18 protein-coding genes are annotated in these 17,858 nt (G+C 65.4%); 10 read left to right on the top strand and 8 right to left on the bottom strand.

Going from position 1 to position 17,858, the window contains the following annotated elements:
• Positions 1-90 precede the first annotated feature (90 nt).
• The 5 genes from CBI38_RS36230 (at position 91) to CBI38_RS36210 (ending at position 5,136) form a co-directional block, all read left to right on the top strand.
• Positions 91-348, top strand: a complete 258-nt coding sequence (locus CBI38_RS36230; RefSeq protein ID WP_335743657.1) for an SHOCT domain-containing protein — start codon at positions 91-93, stop codon at positions 346-348.
• Positions 349-381: 33 nt separating this feature from the next.
• The gene (locus CBI38_RS36225) at positions 382-1,089 is read left to right on the top strand and encodes a response regulator transcription factor (RefSeq protein WP_109336230.1); all 708 of its coding nucleotides are present in this window, start codon (positions 382-384) and stop codon (positions 1,087-1,089) included.
• Positions 1,086-2,186, top strand: a complete 1,101-nt coding sequence (locus CBI38_RS36220; RefSeq protein ID WP_109336229.1) for a HAMP domain-containing sensor histidine kinase — start codon at positions 1,086-1,088, stop codon at positions 2,184-2,186. Before CBI38_RS36225 ends, CBI38_RS36220 begins: the two co-directional genes overlap by 4 nt.
• 125 nt (positions 2,187-2,311) lie before the next feature.
• Complete coding sequence (locus CBI38_RS36215) at positions 2,312-3,904, top strand: multicopper oxidase family protein (RefSeq protein ID WP_109336228.1); 1,593 nt, start codon at positions 2,312-2,314, stop codon at positions 3,902-3,904.
• A 1,013-nt stretch (positions 3,905-4,917) separates the two neighbouring features.
• Entirely contained in the window at positions 4,918-5,136 is a 219-nt protein-coding gene (locus CBI38_RS36210) for a cation transporter (RefSeq protein WP_109336227.1), read from the top strand.
• A gap of 298 nt (positions 5,137-5,434) precedes the next feature.
• Here CBI38_RS36210 and CBI38_RS36205 read toward each other — a convergent pair whose 3' ends face one another.
• From CBI38_RS36205 to CBI38_RS36190, 5 genes are all read right to left on the bottom strand, one after another.
• Positions 5,435-5,815 (bottom strand): DUF1707 SHOCT-like domain-containing protein, encoded by a 381-nt coding sequence (locus CBI38_RS36205; RefSeq protein WP_162603414.1) that lies wholly within the window; start codon positions 5,813-5,815, stop codon positions 5,435-5,437.
• A gap of 252 nt (positions 5,816-6,067) precedes the next feature.
• Positions 6,068-6,256, bottom strand: a complete 189-nt coding sequence (locus CBI38_RS36200; protein WP_109336225.1) for a hypothetical protein — start codon at positions 6,254-6,256, stop codon at positions 6,068-6,070.
• Between the two features lie 399 nt (positions 6,257-6,655).
• Positions 6,656-6,988: a hypothetical protein gene (locus CBI38_RS36195; protein WP_109336224.1), complete on the bottom strand. Its 333-nt coding sequence runs from the start codon at positions 6,986-6,988 to the stop codon at positions 6,656-6,658.
• Complete coding sequence (locus tag CBI38_RS38215; RefSeq protein ID WP_162603413.1) at positions 6,930-7,190, bottom strand: hypothetical protein; 261 nt, start codon at positions 7,188-7,190, stop codon at positions 6,930-6,932. The genes CBI38_RS36195 and CBI38_RS38215 overlap by 59 nt, the downstream gene beginning before the upstream one ends.
• Positions 7,191-7,242: 52 nt before the next feature.
• A complete protein-coding gene (locus CBI38_RS36190; protein WP_162603412.1) occupies positions 7,243-8,163 on the bottom strand; it encodes a WD40/YVTN/BNR-like repeat-containing protein in 921 nt (306 codons plus the stop codon).
• A gap of 245 nt (positions 8,164-8,408) precedes the next feature.
• On the opposite strand from CBI38_RS36190, the gene CBI38_RS36185 reads away from it, so the two are divergent.
• The 4 genes from CBI38_RS36185 (at position 8,409) to CBI38_RS36170 (ending at position 11,776) form a co-directional block, all read left to right on the top strand.
• Positions 8,409-8,699 carry a metal-sensitive transcriptional regulator gene (locus CBI38_RS36185; protein WP_109336222.1) on the top strand — a complete coding sequence of 97 codons (291 nt, stop codon included), beginning with the start codon at positions 8,409-8,411 and terminating at the stop codon, positions 8,697-8,699.
• A 150-nt stretch (positions 8,700-8,849) separates the two neighbouring features.
• On the top strand, positions 8,850-9,080 hold the full coding sequence (locus tag CBI38_RS36180; RefSeq protein ID WP_109336366.1) for a heavy-metal-associated domain-containing protein: 231 nt from the start codon (positions 8,850-8,852) through the stop codon (positions 9,078-9,080).
• 50 nt (positions 9,081-9,130) lie between these two features.
• Positions 9,131-11,437, top strand: coding sequence for a heavy metal translocating P-type ATPase (locus CBI38_RS36175; RefSeq protein WP_109336221.1), 2,307 nt, complete (start codon positions 9,131-9,133; stop codon positions 11,435-11,437).
• A 123-nt stretch (positions 11,438-11,560) separates the two neighbouring features.
• Complete coding sequence (locus tag CBI38_RS36170; RefSeq protein WP_109336220.1) at positions 11,561-11,776, top strand: multicopper oxidase domain-containing protein; 216 nt, start codon at positions 11,561-11,563, stop codon at positions 11,774-11,776.
• 559 nt (positions 11,777-12,335) lie between these two features.
• Here CBI38_RS36170 and CBI38_RS36165 read toward each other — a convergent pair.
• The gene (locus CBI38_RS36165; protein WP_230990476.1) at positions 12,336-12,833 is read right to left on the bottom strand and encodes a hypothetical protein; all 498 of its coding nucleotides are present in this window, start codon (positions 12,831-12,833) and stop codon (positions 12,336-12,338) included.
• 211 nt (positions 12,834-13,044) lie between these two features.
• Here CBI38_RS36165 and CBI38_RS36160 point away from each other — a divergent pair, with 211 nt between their 5' ends.
• Complete coding sequence (locus CBI38_RS36160) at positions 13,045-13,413, top strand: DUF2752 domain-containing protein (RefSeq protein WP_204165067.1); 369 nt, start codon at positions 13,045-13,047, stop codon at positions 13,411-13,413.
• A gap of 51 nt (positions 13,414-13,464) precedes the next feature.
• Here the strand turns inward: CBI38_RS36160 and CBI38_RS36155 are convergent, their stop codons facing one another.
• Positions 13,465-15,456 carry an N-acetylmuramoyl-L-alanine amidase gene (locus CBI38_RS36155; protein ID WP_109336219.1) on the bottom strand — a complete coding sequence of 664 codons (1,992 nt, stop codon included), beginning with the start codon at positions 15,454-15,456 and terminating at the stop codon, positions 13,465-13,467.
• Between the two features lie 216 nt (positions 15,457-15,672).
• A complete protein-coding gene (locus CBI38_RS36150; protein ID WP_109336218.1) occupies positions 15,673-17,844 on the bottom strand; it encodes an MMPL family transporter in 2,172 nt (723 codons plus the stop codon).
• Positions 17,845-17,858 lie beyond the last annotated feature (14 nt).

Raw genomic sequence — 17,858 nt, 5'->3', positions numbered from 1 at the left:
TCGCGCTTCTAATCCCACGCAGTGTTGTGGGCTTCCTTTACGAAATCTTCATGGGTTGCGTGGCCTTTCTGACAGGTCAAGCCAGGCACAGTGAAGGAAGAACAGTTGGAGGTCGATGTGATGATGGATTTGTACGGCGGAGCCGGCTGGATGATGATCGGAATGGCGGGTTTCTGGCTTCTGGTGATTGGTGTCCTGGCCTGGGCGATTGTGTGGGTCTTCCCCCGACAACCTCGCGTCGGAGAGGACCCTCGACAAATCCTGGATCGTAGGTTTGCCTCCGGCGAGATCGACGAGGCTACTTATCGGGCCTCGGTCGATGTCCTGAACGTCCCACACCGCAGATAGTTGCACTGTGGCTGTTGCCGATAACCTGGCACGGTGAGCGGCGGTACGCAGCGGATTCTGGTGGTCGACGACGAGGTGGCGTTGGCCGGTGTGATCGCCAGCTATCTGAGAAGGGAGGGATTCGAGGTCGTACTCGCTCACGACGGGCCGTCGGCGATCGAGACCGCTCGGGAGGCCGATCCGGTCCTGGTGGTCCTCGATCTGATGCTGCCGGGGTTTGACGGGGTCGAAGTGTGTCGACGGCTGCGCACGTTCTCGGATGCCTACGTGCTGATGTTGACAGCTCGCGGCGACGAGCTGGACAAGGTCGTGGGCCTGTCGGTGGGTGCCGATGACTATGTAGTGAAGCCGTTCGGGCCGCGCGAGCTGGTGGCTCGGATCAAGGCGATGCTGCGCCGGCCCCGATCGGCAAGCACGCCATCGGGGGGAAGCGAGGAGCCGGTGCGTCGGTTCGGGCCACTGGAGCTCGATCCGGTGGCCAGAACAGTGACGGTCGACGGAAAACCGATAGACCTCACGCGCACCGAGTTCGATGTGCTGAAGGCACTATCGGCGCGGCCACGCGCAGCGCTGGGTCGACGTCAGATCATCGAGGCGGCGTGGGGTCCGGGGTGGTTCGGCGATGAACACGTCGTCGATGTCCACATCAGAGCATTGCGCTACAAACTAGGCGACGATGCGGGAGCCCCGCGATTCATTCGCACCGTGCGCGGCGTCGGCTACGGGATGGTGGCGGGGTGAGGTCCCTGGGTTTGCGCGGTCGGCTGCTGGTAGCCCAGTTGCTGGTTTTGCTCGTCGGCGCTGTCATTTTGACCGCGGTGGCCTCAATGGTGGCCACCCCGTTGTTCCGTATCCACCTCTCTGCTGCCGGTGTTGACAACCCGACGGTGCGATCACACGTCGAGCAGGCGTTCGCGCTCACCGTCGCGACGGCGCTCTCTGCCGGTGCCGCGTTCGCCCTGACCGCCGCGACAGTCGCGTCGTGGCTCCTGGTCCGCCGGATCACAGCCCCGGTAAGCCGGCTCGTTGCGGCCGCCGACGATGTCGCCCATGGCCGATACACATTCAGCGCCACGACATCCGGATCGGACGAGGATTTCGCGCGACTTGAGCGGGCGTTCGCCGACATGGCCGGGCGATTGGATCGCACGGAACGCATCCGCGCGCAGATGCTGGCCGATCTAGCACATGAGTTACGGACCCCCGTTGCCACACTCGACGCATACCTGGAGGGATTGGAAGACGCCGTACTGCCGGCGGACGGCTCGTCCTGGGACGTCATGCGAAACCAACTCGACCGGCTCCGGCGGCTGGCGTCGGACATGGCCGACCTATCCGCGGTGGACGAGAACGCGCTCGTACTGAACCTGCAGGAAGTCGATCTATCGCAGGTTGTGTCCGCGGCTGCTGCGGCCGCGGCCCCGCGGTTCGCAGACGAGGACATCGCGCTGTCGGTTCGCCTCTCGCGCCTTCCGGTGTTGCCGCTCGATCGACAACGTATCGAGCAGGTACTGGCGAACCTGCTCGAGAATGCCCTGCGGCATACCCCGGCCGGCGGCGCAGTCGCCATCACTACCTCGCTGGCCGACCCAGAGCACGTGCAGATCAGCGTGCAGGACACGGGCGACGGAATCCCGGCGGATCAGCTCGAGGCGGTGTTCGGCCGTTTCCACCGCCTCGACCCCGCCCGCCGCCCGGACGGCAGCGGCCTCGGGCTGACGATCGCACGCAGTCTCGTGCACGCCCACGGGGGTGCGCTGACCGCGTTCAGTGAGGGCCGCGGACACGGGGCCCGGCTCGACCTCGTGCTCCCCGTGGCGCCAGCCGAATTCCCCTAAACAGAGGACCAACGTCAAGGGACGGCAACCTTCATCAAATCCTCATCCAAGCAACACCGGTTCCGGTCACGACGCACTGAGGCTGAGGACGCACCACCCCCACGCCCGAGAACTGAAGGAAGCACATGAGCGACAGCACCCAGTCCCCACTCGGCCTCAGTCGGCGGGCATTTCTCACTGCCGCGGGGGTCGGCCTCGGTGGCATCGTGCTGTCGGCCTGCTCCCGTACCCCGACAAATCCCAATGGGACAGTGATCGATGAAAGTGCGATAACCGCAGCCGAGGCCACACGGCCACACACCGGACGTACGGTGAACTACAGCCTTACCCCACAGAACACCGAGATCGACCTGGGCGGACCGAGGGTGCGCACGCTGGTGTACGGCGACACCGTGCCCGGAACCCCGATCCGCGCCAGCATCGGAGACGAGTTGGCCGTGAAAGTGACGAACCGGCTGGACCGCCCCACTTCGGTGCACTGGCACGGCATCGCCCTCCGCAACGACATGGATGGGGCAATGCCTGCCAGCCCCGACATCGCGCCGGGCCAGAGCTTCACCTACCAATTCTCGGTCCCGCACTCCGGCACCTACTGGGCGCACCCGCATGTCGGGATGGACACGGACTACGGGCTCTACCTACCGGTCATCGTCGATGATCCTGGCGAGACCGGAACCTACGACACCGAGTGGATCGTGGTCCTCGACGACTGGACCGACGGCGTCGGCAAGAGCCCACAGGACATCCTTTCCGACCTTCGCAAAGGCGGGATGGGATCCATGGGCACAGAGTCGGGCGGCATGTCGGGAATGCCCGGGATGAGCGGCATGCCCGGAATGGATCAGGGAACCCAACCCAGTAGCCCACCAGCACCCGGCGCAACGATGTCCGACGGCGTGGGCGCCAGCGCCCTGCTGGGCGGGGATGTCGGCGATGTCAGCTACCCCTACTATCTGATCAACGGCCGCATACCAGAAGCCCCGACAACCTTCTCGGCCAAACCCGGTCAGCGCGTACGGATCCGCATCATCAACGCCGGAGCGGACACCGCGTTTCGGGTCGCACTCGCCGAACACAAAATGACCGTCACCCACACCGACGGCTTCCCGGTCCAGCCAGTCGAGGTAGACGCCCTGCTGCTGGGAATGGGAGAACGGTACGACGTCATTGTGACCGCCAAGGACGGCATCTTCCCTCTGGTAGCGATGGCTGAGGGCAAGAACGCGCAGGCGCAAGCCCTACTGACCACCGGAGCCGGCTCCGCACCGGCACCGACATATCAGCCCGCCGAGCTCAACGGCCGAGTCGGGACCGTCGACAACTTTGTGGCGACCGAGAACGTGATGCTGCCGCAGGGGCAGCCCGATGTGAACCTGAAGGCCGATCTCGGCGGGGACATGACGAGCTATACCTGGAAGATCAACGGGCGCACCTTCGCCGACACCGAACCATTGACCATCCGGCAAGGCCAGCGCGCCCGTCTGACGTTCACCAACATGACCATGATGTGGCATCCGATGCACCTGCACGGGCACACCTTCCAGGTCGTCAAACCGGACGGGTCTGCCGGGCCACGCAAGGACACCGTCGTGGTCCTACCCATGCAATCGGTCGCCGTCGATCTCGTCGCCGACAACCCCGGCGACTGGATGATCCACTGCCACAACGGGTACCACATGGACGCCGGTATGATGACCCGACTCGACTACACCACCTGAATATGGTTAACGGTGATGCCGGAAACGTCGCCTGGTTCACCGCGACACTCGGCCTGCCGGGCGGACGATGCCTTCAGGCCATCGCCCGGCCGCCATCTGGCCAAAGGAGAAGATGAACCACGACCGCCACACGTGTCGGTGTCGTCCCCAGACTGATCGCATGAAGACGCGACTGGTGCGTTGCCGCAGGACTGATCCGGCTCAGCGCTCTCGGCGTCTACCCGGTGACCCCACCGGTACCTTCGGCTTGGCAGACAGGTAGGTTGACACTTGGGGCCCGGCATGTAAAGGAGCAGTCGTCGCGGTCGGACTCGTTGCCACGCAGGAGGTTCATCGGCGTCGGCAATCGCGACGCCGGAACCGCGCTCTCGGCCTAGGCATCAAGAGGTATCGCGAAGGGAGACTATTCCTGCTCGCGTTCCTCTTTGACCCCATCGGTCTTGTTGGCACAACCCTGCTACGTGCCAGCCATTCCCCGGCCGCCGAGGGGATGGGTACACGATGATCGGCGGCCAGATGTCCGAAATGTGCGCAGCGATGATGCCCGGCTAACCACTCCTCAGCGGCGACCACCCGCGCCCGCCCGGAATGGGAGGCATCACAGCGTCCGCGGCATCGTCCGGTCGGCCCAGCGCCCCAACCCGGGCGGGAGCGGTGTCGAGCTCAGTGACGGAGGTTCTGGTCGGCGCGCCGCTGCCGACCGACCAGTCCACCGCTTTGCACCGCAGCAGTGCACTGCCGGACACCCGGCGTTGGTGCGGAATGGTCCAGATCGTGCGCCGATCTCGTCGAGACGTCTGATCGGTGCCTTCTCTACTCGGCGACGGTGGGCGTCCTCGTTGTCACCGAACACTTGTGCAGCCTCTCCATTGGAGCGACTCGACCTGCGAAGCGGGAAAGATTCTCGCGACCAGTGCGGGTGTGACGCAGGCGACGGGCGTCCGCGTTCGACCGACTCTCTGCTGCAAACTCCGCGGCACCCTCGTTCAACACTTGTGCAAGGAGTATCAACCATGTCCACAACACACACCTTCCGAGTCGAGGGCATGCACTGCGGCAGCTGCGCATTGCTGATCGACGACGCCCTCGACGACCTTCCCGGCGTCCGTCACACGTGGACCACCAAGGGGTGCACCGTCGTCGCCCTCGACCTGCACCACCACAGCCCCACAGACGTTGTCGACACCATCGACAGCACTCGGCTATCACGCCTGTCTAATGACGTGACTTGAGCGCCTCGACGCCGTACTCCGACCCCCAGGGTGGTCCTCGCCGGGCCGCCGCCGGCCGAAAACGGGACCTCGAGCGTGACCCCCGGCCGCGAGCGCGTGGTGCTGGCATCGAAGTCTTGTGTCCCTCTGGGGCGAAGTGCTCGCATCCCAGTGTCCGCCCCGACCAGATGCGACGACGCACTGTCTGCGCGTGCCTCACCGTGCGCGTCGAGGCGAAGGGCTGGTAGGGAGGAAACGGGCGGGCCGCTCGCTCCGTCGGCCCGGCCGGGGAGCCGCTGCCTCAGCCGGGAGTCACCGTCTACGAGTCGATACCATCCGCTACCCGCCAGTGAGCGCACACGCTCATCCACACCCCATGCCCGGTGTCATCATCGCCGTCATTGCGGCAGCTGTCGGAGAACCGGCGAATGTGACCAACAGTCCGGCCAGCAGTACGGACAGGCCAATGACCATCGGCCCAAATGTCTTGTGGCCGGGATGAGCCGGGGCCGGTGCCGGAGCCGATGGCGGCAGATCGCTCGTCAAAGCCGCCAGTTCCCCGAGCGTGCGCGCGGTATGCCGCCGTAATACGGTCGGAGTATTCGTCCAGCGTCAACCGCCCGGTGCCGACCTCGCGCTCCAGCGTGATGGCGATCTGATTACGGTCGGTGTCGGCCGCTCGAAGGAAGAGCTCAGTCATCGACATCACCACCTGCCGTCAGCGGACTCGACCCACCGCGGGCAGACGGCGCCGGCGCTGCGTTCTTCGCCGCCGAGTCCTGCCTCTGGAGTGTTTGAAGTTCCTTTCGCAATTCCGCCACCTGCCGGCTCACCGACCCAGACCCCGCAGGCCTCGCGCATCTACTGTGGCCGCGGCGCATCGGCCGGATGCAGAAGAAATAGGTGGAGGTCAGCGCGGCGGCCGCAATGACGGCGGCAATCCACGTGGACATCAGGACCCCTGCCGCTCAACGCGGTCGGCCTTGAGCGCGTTGATCTCCTCGCGCAACTGCCTGAGTTGCTGTTGCTCGCTCGCGTCATCGGCTCCCTTGTTCTGCCCGCCGCGCATCATCATCCACATCATCAGACCCATCCCGATCGGGCAGGCCAGGACTGCTACCCCTAGAAGTAACTGCTGCATGACTTCCTCCGAACCGGACCGGGATTTTCATCCACGAACCCTCATCTACTATCTACGTACCTAGATAGTAGATGAGTTCTCGGGCTGATATCCAGGAAGGTCGTGTCCCCGAACCGGAGCTTTGCGGCGAAGCCCCGATTGTGATTGGTGCTCGCACGCTGGCGGGGATGACGCCCTCCCCGTCCCCCGGCTATGGTCCGTCGTGATCTGCGACGGAGCTACCCTGCGGAAGGAGAGAACCGCCCAATTGTCTGAGCACGTGGAGATTGGGCGAGAGTGCCCAATCGACCGGACCGGTCGCACCGCGCCGTAAGCTGCGGGCGCTTCCTGCCCTGTTCGGTGTGGGCCCGATCGGCTTCGGGTGCGGCTGCTCCTGACCGCGGTCGTGTCGGACCCGTTTCACAGCAAGATTCGCCAACTTTGCCGACGTACTTCGCACGGGCCTACGGAGTGCTCGGTGTTGTTGCCTCTGCGGCTGGCGGCACGTCGGCGCCGGTGGCGGGGTCGTCCCGGAATTGCGGTGGGAGTGCGGCGCGGGCGGCCGCGGTCGGGGGCGCAGACCTGCATTTCCTTGCGGGCGATGAGGAGGAGACCCAGTGACCGTCCGGTCTCGTCGTCGATAGGGAAGCTGGCGTCGGGATAGGCCCGGGCGAAGGCCACCAGTAGGTCGACGTCACTTTCGATGCGACGTTGCGCCGCCTCGTCGGTGTCGGGCGCGCAGAGTGCGGCCATATCGTGCAGCGCGGCGTGGGCGCTCCACCTCCGCGGGCGGCGCGGCGCTGACCGCGTCGGTCGGGCTGGCGTCGATGGATGCATCGTCGCTGTTCAGGCGCATGAGAGTGGCGACGAGCAGCCCGGCCACGGTGATCGCGAGGAGTGCGAGGATGACCACCGTCGGTGCGAGGCACCGGCGGGCGGGGGTTAAGTCGCTCATGGGCGGACCGTGGGTTGGCGGCCGGTGGCCGGGGTTGGGGGATGAGCCGCGTTCATGCGGTCGGTGTCCATGTCGCGCCGTTGTCGGTGCTGCGGTAGACGCGGGCCTGCTGGCCGTCCAGCGCACCGGCGAACAGGGTGCGCCCGCTCTGGTCGTAGCTGACGGCAGTGGCGCCCATCGGTAGGGTGACCGGCCGCCAGGTGGCCCCGCCGTCTTCGGAGACGCCGGCGCCGCCCATGCCGACGCCGAGAATCTGCCGGGTGTCGGTGGGGTTCCATGCGGCCGCCATCGCCCCGGTGGGGCCGCCGAGCGGCGTCCAGGTCCGGCCGCCGTCGTTGCTGGCGGTGAGCCCGGCGGACATGTCGGGGGCGATCAGTCGGTCCGGGTTGTTCGGGTCGACGAGGATCGTCCCCATGAATGACCGGCCGGTTTGGGCGCTCCGCACCTGCCAGCTGGCCCCACCGTCGGTCGAGGCCAGCAACCCGGCCCGCGGCGAGCCGGCATACACCGTTGCCCCGGCACCGCCGAGCGCGTGCACATCGGGTATCGCGGCTGCACCGGTTACCGGGGTGAAGGTGGTGCCGCCATCGGAGGAACGGTAGAGGCCCGGGTGGCCGCCTACCAGGACCTGGTCGTCGGTGGTGGCCCAGCCCATCGCGTCTGCCCCCTGTAGGGACGGCACCGGCTGCCACTGGCGGCCGCCGTCTCGGGAAACCGCGACCGCGGCGTGCCCGCCGACATAGAGCGCATCACCCACGACCGTGACGGTGTGCAGGTCCCCGCCCACCGCGGGTGGCGCTGACGACACCAACTCGGTTGTGCTGTCGCGGGTGGCGAGGAAGACCCCGCCCGCAATCAGCACCAGTACGAGCACCGCGGCCGCGGCCCAGCATATTCGCGACTTGCGTCGACCAGCGGGAATCGATGCGCCGCGAGGACCCATTTGCGGCGTGGGGGAGGTTCGGCTCGGCATGAGTGGGTGTCCTCGTGTAGGCGGATCACATCTACTATCTACGTACATAGATAGTAGATGTGAGCGTAGATAGTAGTTGAAGTTTCGAAACGCTGACGAGCCTGGACTCGGCGGGCTTGCGCGACACCGGCGGCCGCCAGCGGATCGGTCTTCCGTCCACGCGGCGGGAGCGTATCCCGGTTGCACCAGTGGTACCCATCAGGGGTATGGTATAGTCCCGAGTAGGACTCAGGGAAGGGTCGGCGATGAACACCGCGACGCCGCTTGAGATGGCCTCCAAAGCTGGCCATCTCAAGCGGCTGCGCCGGATCGAGGGTCAGGTGCGCGGCCTACAGCGGATGGTCGACCAGGACAAGTACTGCATCGACGTCCTCACCCAGATCGCCGCCGCGACGAGGGCGCTGGAGGCGGTGGCGTTGATGCTGCTCGAGGAGCATCTGCGTCACTGTGTCAGCAACGCCGTCCGCGCAGACGGGAGCACGGACGAGACGATCAAGGAAGCCTCCGCGGCGATCGCACGTCTCGTGCGCTCCTGAGCATCCCCTAGGAAAAGGAATGAAGCACCCGTGAAACCGACCCGCCCAGTCGCCCTGTCCCTGGCTCAGCCCGAGGCGGCCGGATGCGCCTGTTGCGCCCCGCAACAGAGTGCCCCCTCCATCCCGACTTCGACCGTGAAGGACAACACCATGACCGCCACCACCAGCACCAGCTACCCAGTGACCGGGATGACTTGCGGCCATTGCGTCGGCGCTGTCACCGAGGAGCTGCGCACACTCGCCGGCGTCGTTGAAGTGAGGGTCGACCTGGTCGCCGACGGTACCTCGACGGTCACCGTCACCAGCACCACACCGCTCACCGGTGACCAGGTCGCCGCCGCCCTGGACGAGGCCGGCGACTACCACCTGGCCACCGCCTAACCGCTCCTGCGCTCCACCGCCGGGTAGGCATCCACGGGAGAGGACAGCTCATGAGCACCACCGACCACGCCGCAGGACTCGATCACCCCAACAGCATCGAGCTGTTCATCGGCGGCATGACCTGCGCCTCCTGTGCGGCCCGGATCGAGAAGAAGCTCAACAAACTCGACGGGGTCAGCGCGAGCGTCAACTACGCCACCGAGAAGGCCAAAGTCATCTATAGCGGATCCATCGAACCCGCAGAGCTGGTCGCCACCGTGAAGGCCACTGGCTACACCGCCACGCTTCCCGCACCCCCGACGGCCGGAGGCGGGGTGCAAGTCGAGAAAACCGGAGCCGCCGCCGAGGAAGCGGACGAGGCAGCCTCGTTACGGATCCGGCTGCTCATCTCGCTCAGCCTGGCCGTCCCCGTCGCAGCCCTGTCCATGATCCCCGCGCTGCAATTCACCAACTGGCAATGGCTCGCCCTGACACTGGCGTCGCCGGTCGTGGTGTGGGGCGCGTTGCCGTTCCACCGGGCGGCGTGGGCCAACGCCCGCCACGGCGCAGCCACGATGGACACCCTCATCTCCGTCGGTGTCATCGCCGCCTACTTGTGGTCGCTGTGGGCGTTGTTCCTCGGCCACGCCGGCATGCCCGGCATGCGGATGACCTTCAGCCTGCTCCCCGACGTGAGCGCGAGTGCCGATCACATCTACCTCGAGGTGGCCGCCGCGCTTACCGTGTTCATCCTCGCCGGCCGTTACTTCGAGGCACGGGCGAAGAAGCGCTCCGGCGCGGCCTTGAGGGCACTGTTGGACATGGGGGCCAAGGACGTTGCCGTGCTGCGTGACGGTGACGAGACCCGGATCCCGATCGCACAACTTGCCGTCGGGGACGTGTTCATTGTCCGCCCGGGCGAGAAGGTCGCGACCGATGGAGTCGTCACCGAGGGCGCCTCGGCGGTGGACGCCTCGATGCTCACCGGAGAATCCGTCCCGGTCGAGGTGCGGCCCGGTGACGAGGTGATCGGTGCGACAGTCAACGCCGGCGGCCGACTGCTCGTGCAGGCCAGGCGGGTTGGGGCAGACACCCAGCTGGCCCAGATGGCACGGCTGGTCGAGGACGCACAGAACGGCAAGGCCCAGGTTCAACGCCTGGCGGACCGGGTCTCGGCTATCTTCGTCCCGATCGTCATCGCTTTGGCTCTGGCCACCTTCGGTACATGGCTGGTGACCGGTCATACGGTGACCGCGGCATTCACCGCCGCCGTCGCGGTGCTGATCATCGCCTGCCCCTGCGCTCTCGGGCTCGCCACCCCCACCGCCCTCATGGTCGGCACCGGACGCGGCGCCCAGCTCGGCATCCTGATCAAGGGCCCGCAGGTGCTCGAGTCCACCCGACGGGTCGATACGATCGTGCTCGACAAGACCGGCACCATTACTACCGGACGGATGAGCCTGGCGGCGGTTCACCCGGGTGCAGGCGAGGACCGCACAGAGTTGCTGACACTGGCCGGAGCGCTCGAAGCCGCCTCCGAACACCCGATCGCCCAGGCCATCGCGGCCGCCGCCAAGAACATCGACAACCGACGACTGCCGTCTGTCGACGTGTTCACCAACCACGACGGACGAGGCGTCACCGGCGTCGTCGACGGCCACGCCGTGCTGGTCGGCCGCCGCAACTGGCTCGCCGACGAGTGGTCCCTGACCGCACCGAACGCGCTCACCGCCGCCGCAGAGGAGGCGGAGTCTCAGGGCACAACCCCGGTATGGGTGGCCTGGGACGGTGCGGTACGCGGGGTGATCGTCGTCGCCGACACCATCAAAGACACCTCGGCCGAGGCGATCGCCCAGTTCCGGCAGCTCGGCCTGCGGCCGGTTCTGCTGACCGGGGACAATCGCCGGGCCGCGCGTGCGGTCGCCGCGCAGGTCGGCATCGATCCGGATGATGTGATCGCCGAGGTCCTGCCCGCCGGCAAGGTCATCGCGATCAAGGAGCTGCAGGCGCACGGTAAAACGGTGGCGATGGTGGGAGACGGTGTCAACGACGCCGCGGCGCTCGCCCAAGCCGATCTGGGCCTGGCCATGGGCACCGGCAGCGACGTCGCGATCGAGGCCTCCGACCTGACGCTGGTCCGCGGCGATCTGCGCGCGGCCGCGGACGCCATACGCCTGTCCCGCTCGACGCTCACGACGATCAAAGGCAACCTGTTCTGGGCGTTCGCCTACAACGTGGCGGCGCTACCCCTGGCAGCGTTCGGTCTGCTCAACCCGCTCATCGCCGGTGCCGCGATGGCGTTCAGCTCCGTTTTCGTCGTCAGCAACAGCCTGCGGCTGCGCCGGTTCGCCACCCATGCAACGGAAGGATCCGCCTGACCGGGTTACGTTCGGGGCAACCAAGGGCCGGGTCGGGACCGTCGACGCCTCTGTGGCGACCGGGAAGGTGATGCTGTCTCAGGGCCAGCCCGATGTGAATCTGGAGCCGATCTCGGCGGGGACATGACGAGCTATACCTGGAAGATCAACGGGCGCACCTTCGACAACACCGAACCATTGACCATCCGGCAAGGCCAGCGCGCCCGTCTGACGTTCACCAACATGACAATGATGTGGCATCCGATGCACCTGCACGGTCACACCTTCCAGGTCGTCAAACCGGACGGGTCTCCCGGGCCGCGTAAGGACACCGTCGTGGTCCTACCGGCGGCTGGATGATCCACTGCCACAATGGGTACCACATGGGCGCCGCACTCGACTGCACCAGCTGAGCACCTCAATTGGGCGCCGTCACCCACGTCGACGGCGGTGCCCAGGAGTTCTGGGTCATGCGGGCGCCGTCGATCTCCGGAATCGCGGACAGATCAGCCCGGAGTGGTTGGGTGCGAAGACCACGGAGCCTGATCAACGCCGGCCCGTGACCCGCACAGATTCTCGCCGTGGGTTGCACACCTCCGGCACGTGCGCTGATGATAGATGACCACACATGTGCGCTGCGGCCAGCAGGCAGGTCTCGCACCGTTGAAATCGAGCGGCTAACCCCGATGGAGGACTCGCCGGATCCACCGAGGCAAGAAGATCCTCTCTGCAGTCGCGCGAGGATGGCAGGACGAGGGCCTGGTGACCTGTTTCGATCGAGCACTCCGATGCGTCAGTTGATTTCCTGGCCGGCCATCGGGCGGGTCGAGAATCGGAAAGCGCAGTGTCCTCGTGGATTCGGCGATTGCCAAAATGATCCAGATAGAAGCGGGATATTGGGAATCAATGAAGTGCGGTGCTACGGCGACGGTGCCGTGTCGGGATGACCGGCGGGCGACAGTGCCGGGACAGCACTGGGCGAAGATGAAACTCGGCAGACCCGTTCGCCCCGCAGTCGTCTCCATAACGCCCAACTGAGCAGCCCGAGCGAGACGACACCGAGTACTGGTTGTAGGGGAGCCCACAGAGTCAATGCGCCCGTGGTACCGAGTGCCATCACGACCAGTTTGTTGCAGATGGGGCAACCGACAGCTAGAAGCGAGAGCACGTTGCCGCCGACCCCTGCTCGCGATGAGGCGGCTGACGGGGCATCGGTGCGAACGTACGTCGCAACGATCAGGCCGCTCAAGACCGCGGTTACCGCCCAAATTGGGTAGTTCCACCACAACACCGGTGTCATCCGCTGATACAACGACGTGGGTACGACGTCGGTGGGGATGCCGACCGCAAGCAGCGCCGCCACCATGCCGAACAGTGCGACAAGCCACCGTCGTCTCGGCCAGTGGGCAATCGTCATGGAATCCTCCCGCATACGGCAAACTACTAACTGGCATAGTAGCTGCGAGGCTGTGCTCCTGCACCAGCCGCCGGCAAGGACGCCATGGATGTGTTCCCGGGAGCGTTGCGGTTTATGTGACACTGATCGAATGCGCCATCAACCTGAACGAACTCAGCGGATGCTGTGTCTCGAGCGCGATGACGTGCACCCGGTCTGGACGTGGCTTGCAGTGACCGGCCTTGTGATAGCAGTGGCGCTCGCCCTATTCGGGTTGCCGCCGGTCGATCTGCACGGTCCTCTGCACCGACTGGGGATCATGGATCCACTCTGCGGCGCCACCCGATCCTGGTATCTGATCACGCAAGGCCAACTACGCGAGGCGATCCGATACAACCCAGCGGCTCCGATCCTTCTTGTGGCTACGGTCGTCGCGTGCGCCCGCGCAGCCGTCGGCTGGGCTACCGGTCGGTGGGTCACCGTCCGAGTATCGCGGCGAATTTCGCTTCCACACATGGTCGTGCTGGTGATCGCAGTAGCCGCACTCGAGATCAATCAGCAGTTGCATGCCGAGTTGCTCATGGCGCCCTGGCAAAGGTGACGCAGTGCAGACGACTGGGACCACGTGTGCCCAGGGAACGCGGTTGCCGTTCTACGGCGCCGGAGGGGCCTCTGGGGCTGCCTCCGAGACGAGCGAGGATGCGCTCACGGCGAGGATCTTGGTGACAATCCCGGTGATCTCGTTGAAGACCAGAGAACCATTTTCGAAGTCGGTACGTAGGCCTTCCGGAATGCGGTACTCGTCGCTGGTGGGGAGCCCCAGTTCTCCGGCGGCGGCGCTGAGCGATTCCCACGCGTTGTAGATTGCGCCCAACACGGCCCACGCCTCGCCGTTTGAGGAGGTGTAGATGGCGCCGTTGGCGAAGTCGGCGTATCTGTTGCCATTCTGCGTAGTGAGCTCCCCGCTTCGAGCTCTTCCGAGTCGCCCGGTCTCCCCGCCTTCCGATTGCCACTTTCGTGCCAGCGGAGACTGATCGGTCAGCCTGACCAATTCCGACGCGAGGGCCGGTAGCCGCGAGTCTGTCGGGCTGGTTGCCGAGTGCGGGTCTGTATTGGGGTGTGGGCTCGATTCGGTTTGAGCTGGTTGTGTCCCCGTCGGTGCGGCCGCCTGGAACGCGGACTCGTTTCCAGCTGCGTCGTAGGCCGCAGCGATGTCTCTGATTTCGTCCATGTGGGCATACCCCATATCTCCGGGATCAGTAGTGTTCCCGAGATCGCGGTGCGCGGAGATGACAGGGATGTCGACAGCGGCTCCTTCCGGGAAGGAGGTGTAGTCAGTGCCTTCCGAGTACATGGTGGTCGTACCCTGCGGATCGAGCCCGGCCTTTTCCAGGCGCCAGCCGAGGAACTGCCCGACAGAGTTGATTTCCTCCGGGGTCGGCTCGACGTTGGTGTAGTCACCCATCATGGCGATGCCCATCGTGTTTTCGTTGAAGCCGCCGGTATGGGCGCCCTGCACTGGCTTGTCGAGTCCTCCGGCGCGGCCCTCGAAGATTTGGCCATACTTGTCGACCAGGACGTGGTAACCGATGTCGCACCATCCGAGTGTTTGTGCGTGATAGGCGTAGATCCCTCGGATGATGTCGGCGGACTCCTCCTTGGAGTAGTCGTTGCTTCCTGCGGTGTGGTGAACGACAGCTCCTGCCAGGAAGTCGTCGTATGCGGGTTCTTCGCAGCGGAGGGATTCATCGGCGCCCCACTGTGCACGGCTGATTACTTTCGGCCCGGACGGCCCAGTGAGGTTTGTGGCGTCGCCGGATTCGTTGTCGACCGGAGTCTCTCCTGGTTCGATCAGGACGGCGGTGACATCGCTTGACTGATGCGCCTGGGCCAGCGGCTTGACGACGGAGGCGGGGGCGTAGCCGAGTGGCGGTGGCGTGATGGGGGCTTCCGCACCAGGAGTGGGAGCGCCCGTCCCGCCGTTGGAGGGAGGGGCCGGTGACACCGATGTTTGGTCTGACGGAACGAGCACTTGAACAGTGGTCGTTTTGCCGACGTATACGGGTTCGGTCCCTTGCTTGCCCGGGGCGGTGGAGCCGTCCTTGCGAGGCGTGTCGATCTGGGTGGTGGAGAACCACGGCCCCCATGAGCCGTCTGGCTGTTTGGCGCGAACCTCGGCGGCTGGTGTCGGCCGTCCGTTCGAGGTCAGAGCGACCATGCGAAATGGAGTGTCCCGGCTCAGTTCTTTGACTGTCACCCCCGCCTGGTCTTGTGGGGGAGCGCTGCCGGGGGTCGGCAGCGCGCCCCCGGTTGCGCCGGCAGCAATGTCGCTCGGGGTAGTACTTGGACCTGACGGCTGTGGGGGCAGAGGCTTCTCCGCGGGGATGGGGAGGTTCTGTAGTCCGAAGCGCAGCAATTCGGTCAGGTCCAACCCTGTCAACTCTTCGAATGGAAGGAGGATGTCGGGGCTTGCTGCCAGCACGACCTCGGCGATTTGAAGGGAGGTGTCTGCCGGGGACGGCGAGTGAGCGGAGCGGACATCAACCGGTGTGCTGGAGATGGAGTACACCGCGAAGGGGCTTGCCACCGCCGCGGCGGCGACGGCACCCAGGACGATCGAGAACTTCGGTCGACGTTGAGGCATTGGGTATCTCCCTTTCGATGTCGAAGCACGCTGCCACGGGTAAAAGCCTTGCCGCAGTGTTGGCTGCTTGCCGGTTCAGCTCCGCACGCGGTGATCGAGAGGTGACGTCCACCGGCCCTTGTTGGTGCTCAGCAGTTTCGATCTGTCATGGTTGTTGACGGGTCCACGTCACTGTCGTCAATGGAGCCACCGGCGCGGCCGTACTCAGTCTAACCCTTAACTGGAGATTGATGTTTTGACCCGGTGATGCGATGTCTCGATCTCGCGTCCGTGCCCGATTCCGAACCGAGCGTGTATCCGTGTCATCCACGCCGGAGCCCACCAATTGGCCTCGCCCATCAATTTGACGAGCGAGGGCACCAGCAACATCCGGACCACCGTCGCGTCGATGATCAGGGCGAGAATCATTCCGACACCGAGGAACCGCATGATCGACAAACCGGACGCAGTGAACGCGCCGGTGACGACGATGAGTAGCAGGGCGGCCGCGGTGACCACGCGGCCGGTGTGTTCGGCCCCGAACCGCACAGCCTCCTCTGTGGTGGCCCCTTCGGCGCGTGCCTCCACCATGCGGGACATGAGAAATACTTCGTAGTCCGTCGACAGACCGAACACCACGGCAAGGATCAGCACCACGAACGTGGCCTCGAGCGGGGACGGGCTGACGCCGAGGAGTGCGGCGCCGTTGCCCTGTTCGAATACCCAGGTCAGTACCCCGAATGTCGCGGCGAGACTCAACCCAGCCATCGCGACTGCCTTGATCGGCAGGACCACCGAACCGAAAGCGAGGAACAACAGCACCAGCGTGGAACCGACCATGATGGCGACCATGATGGGAAGCCAGCGCACGATTGCGGCGTTTCCGTCATCGACCATGGCCTGGCCGCCGCCCACCAACAGTTGCGTGCCTTCGGGCGCTGCGATGGCACGCAACTCGTCCACTGCGGCGCTCGCCCGGTCGCTTCCGACGTCGCCGGCGTACAACGCTTGCATTGCCACGACGTCGTCTCGCGTCGCCACAACCAGGGCCTGCGTGATGCCGTCCACACGGCTCGCTGCGGAAATGACAGTAGTGGTATCCGCAGGGGTGGGCGGTGCACCGTCAGTTCCGCGAAGGATCACGGTGGCGCCTTCGCCGGTCGCCGGGAACTCGGTTGCCAAGGTTTCCATGGCCGTGCGGGCGGGATCGCCTGCTGGCAGTGCGGTGTAGGTGACCTCGCCGAGCGTCGCCCCTCCCAACGGTGCGGCCAAGACCAGCAACCCGCTGATGATGATGACTGCGAAGGCGATGGGACGGCGCATGACTCGGGTGACTACGCCACCCCAGAATCGGCGGGCCCGCACTTCGCCGCGCTGGGCGGCATTCGTGCGCCACGTGAGCGAGTTGATTCGGTGTCCGAGGATGGCCAGCAGCGCGGGGACGGCAGTCAGCGTTAGCACCGCGGCACTCGTGACCGCAGCGATGGCACCGAACCCGAGCGAGCGGATCACCGCCTGGGGGTAGACGAGCATGCCCGCGAAGGCGCAAATGAGCAGCAAACCGGAGAACATGACCGTGCGACCTGCGGTGAGAATGGTCCGGCGTGCGGCTTCATGGGGGGTGCTGCCGGATTCGAGTTCCTCCCGAAAGCGGCTGACGACGAACAGCCCGTAATCGATAGCGAGGCCCAGTCCGATCAGCGAGGCGACGTTGATCGCGAACGAACTCACCTCAGTGAACATGGTGAGAACCCGCAGGGTGGCGAGGGCGCCCAAGACCGCGAGAATGCCGACGAGCACCGGGACCGCCGCGGCTGTGAGGCCACCGAATATGAACACTAGAAGGACCAGCGTGATGGGCAGTGCGATTGCCTCAGCTCGGATGAGGTCTTTCTGCAGTTGGTGATTGAATGCCTGGCCGACGACGGAGCCTCCAGCGAACTCCACGTCGACACCGTCGACCTCGAGCTGGGGCAGCAGCTGATTGAAGTCCGCCATCGCGCTCCGCGGATCGGGGGCGAGGATGATCGCCGCTGCCGCCTTGGTGCCGTCTTCGGACAGGAGGAGTCCTTTGCCGGGCGGAGTGGCCGTCCAGTATGACGACACCGACCGCGTCAGATTTTCGGCGGCGAATCGGTCCAGTACTGAAGTGACCTTCTGCTCGATGTCGGCGACGGTCTTTCCTTCTGGTGGCGTGTAGATCGCCACGATGTCCGGGTGCTGCTGCCCGAAGTTACGATCGATGATCTCAGCGACCTGCGCCGAGTCGCTCGCCGGATCGATGTAGCCTCCAGTGCTGAGCTTGCTGAAAACCCCTGTGCCCCAAACGCCGCAGACTGTCACTATCAGTACTGCGAAGGCGAACACCCGCCATTTGCGTGCGATGACTATCGAGGCCCAGCGTGTCATGGAGGTTGTCCCGA

The organism is Rhodococcus oxybenzonivorans, assembly GCF_003130705.1.
In the GTDB taxonomy this organism is placed as follows: Bacteria; Actinomycetota; Actinomycetes; order Mycobacteriales; family Mycobacteriaceae; genus Rhodococcus_F; species Rhodococcus_F oxybenzonivorans.
This window is presented reverse-complemented; position numbering and strand designations above follow the sequence as displayed.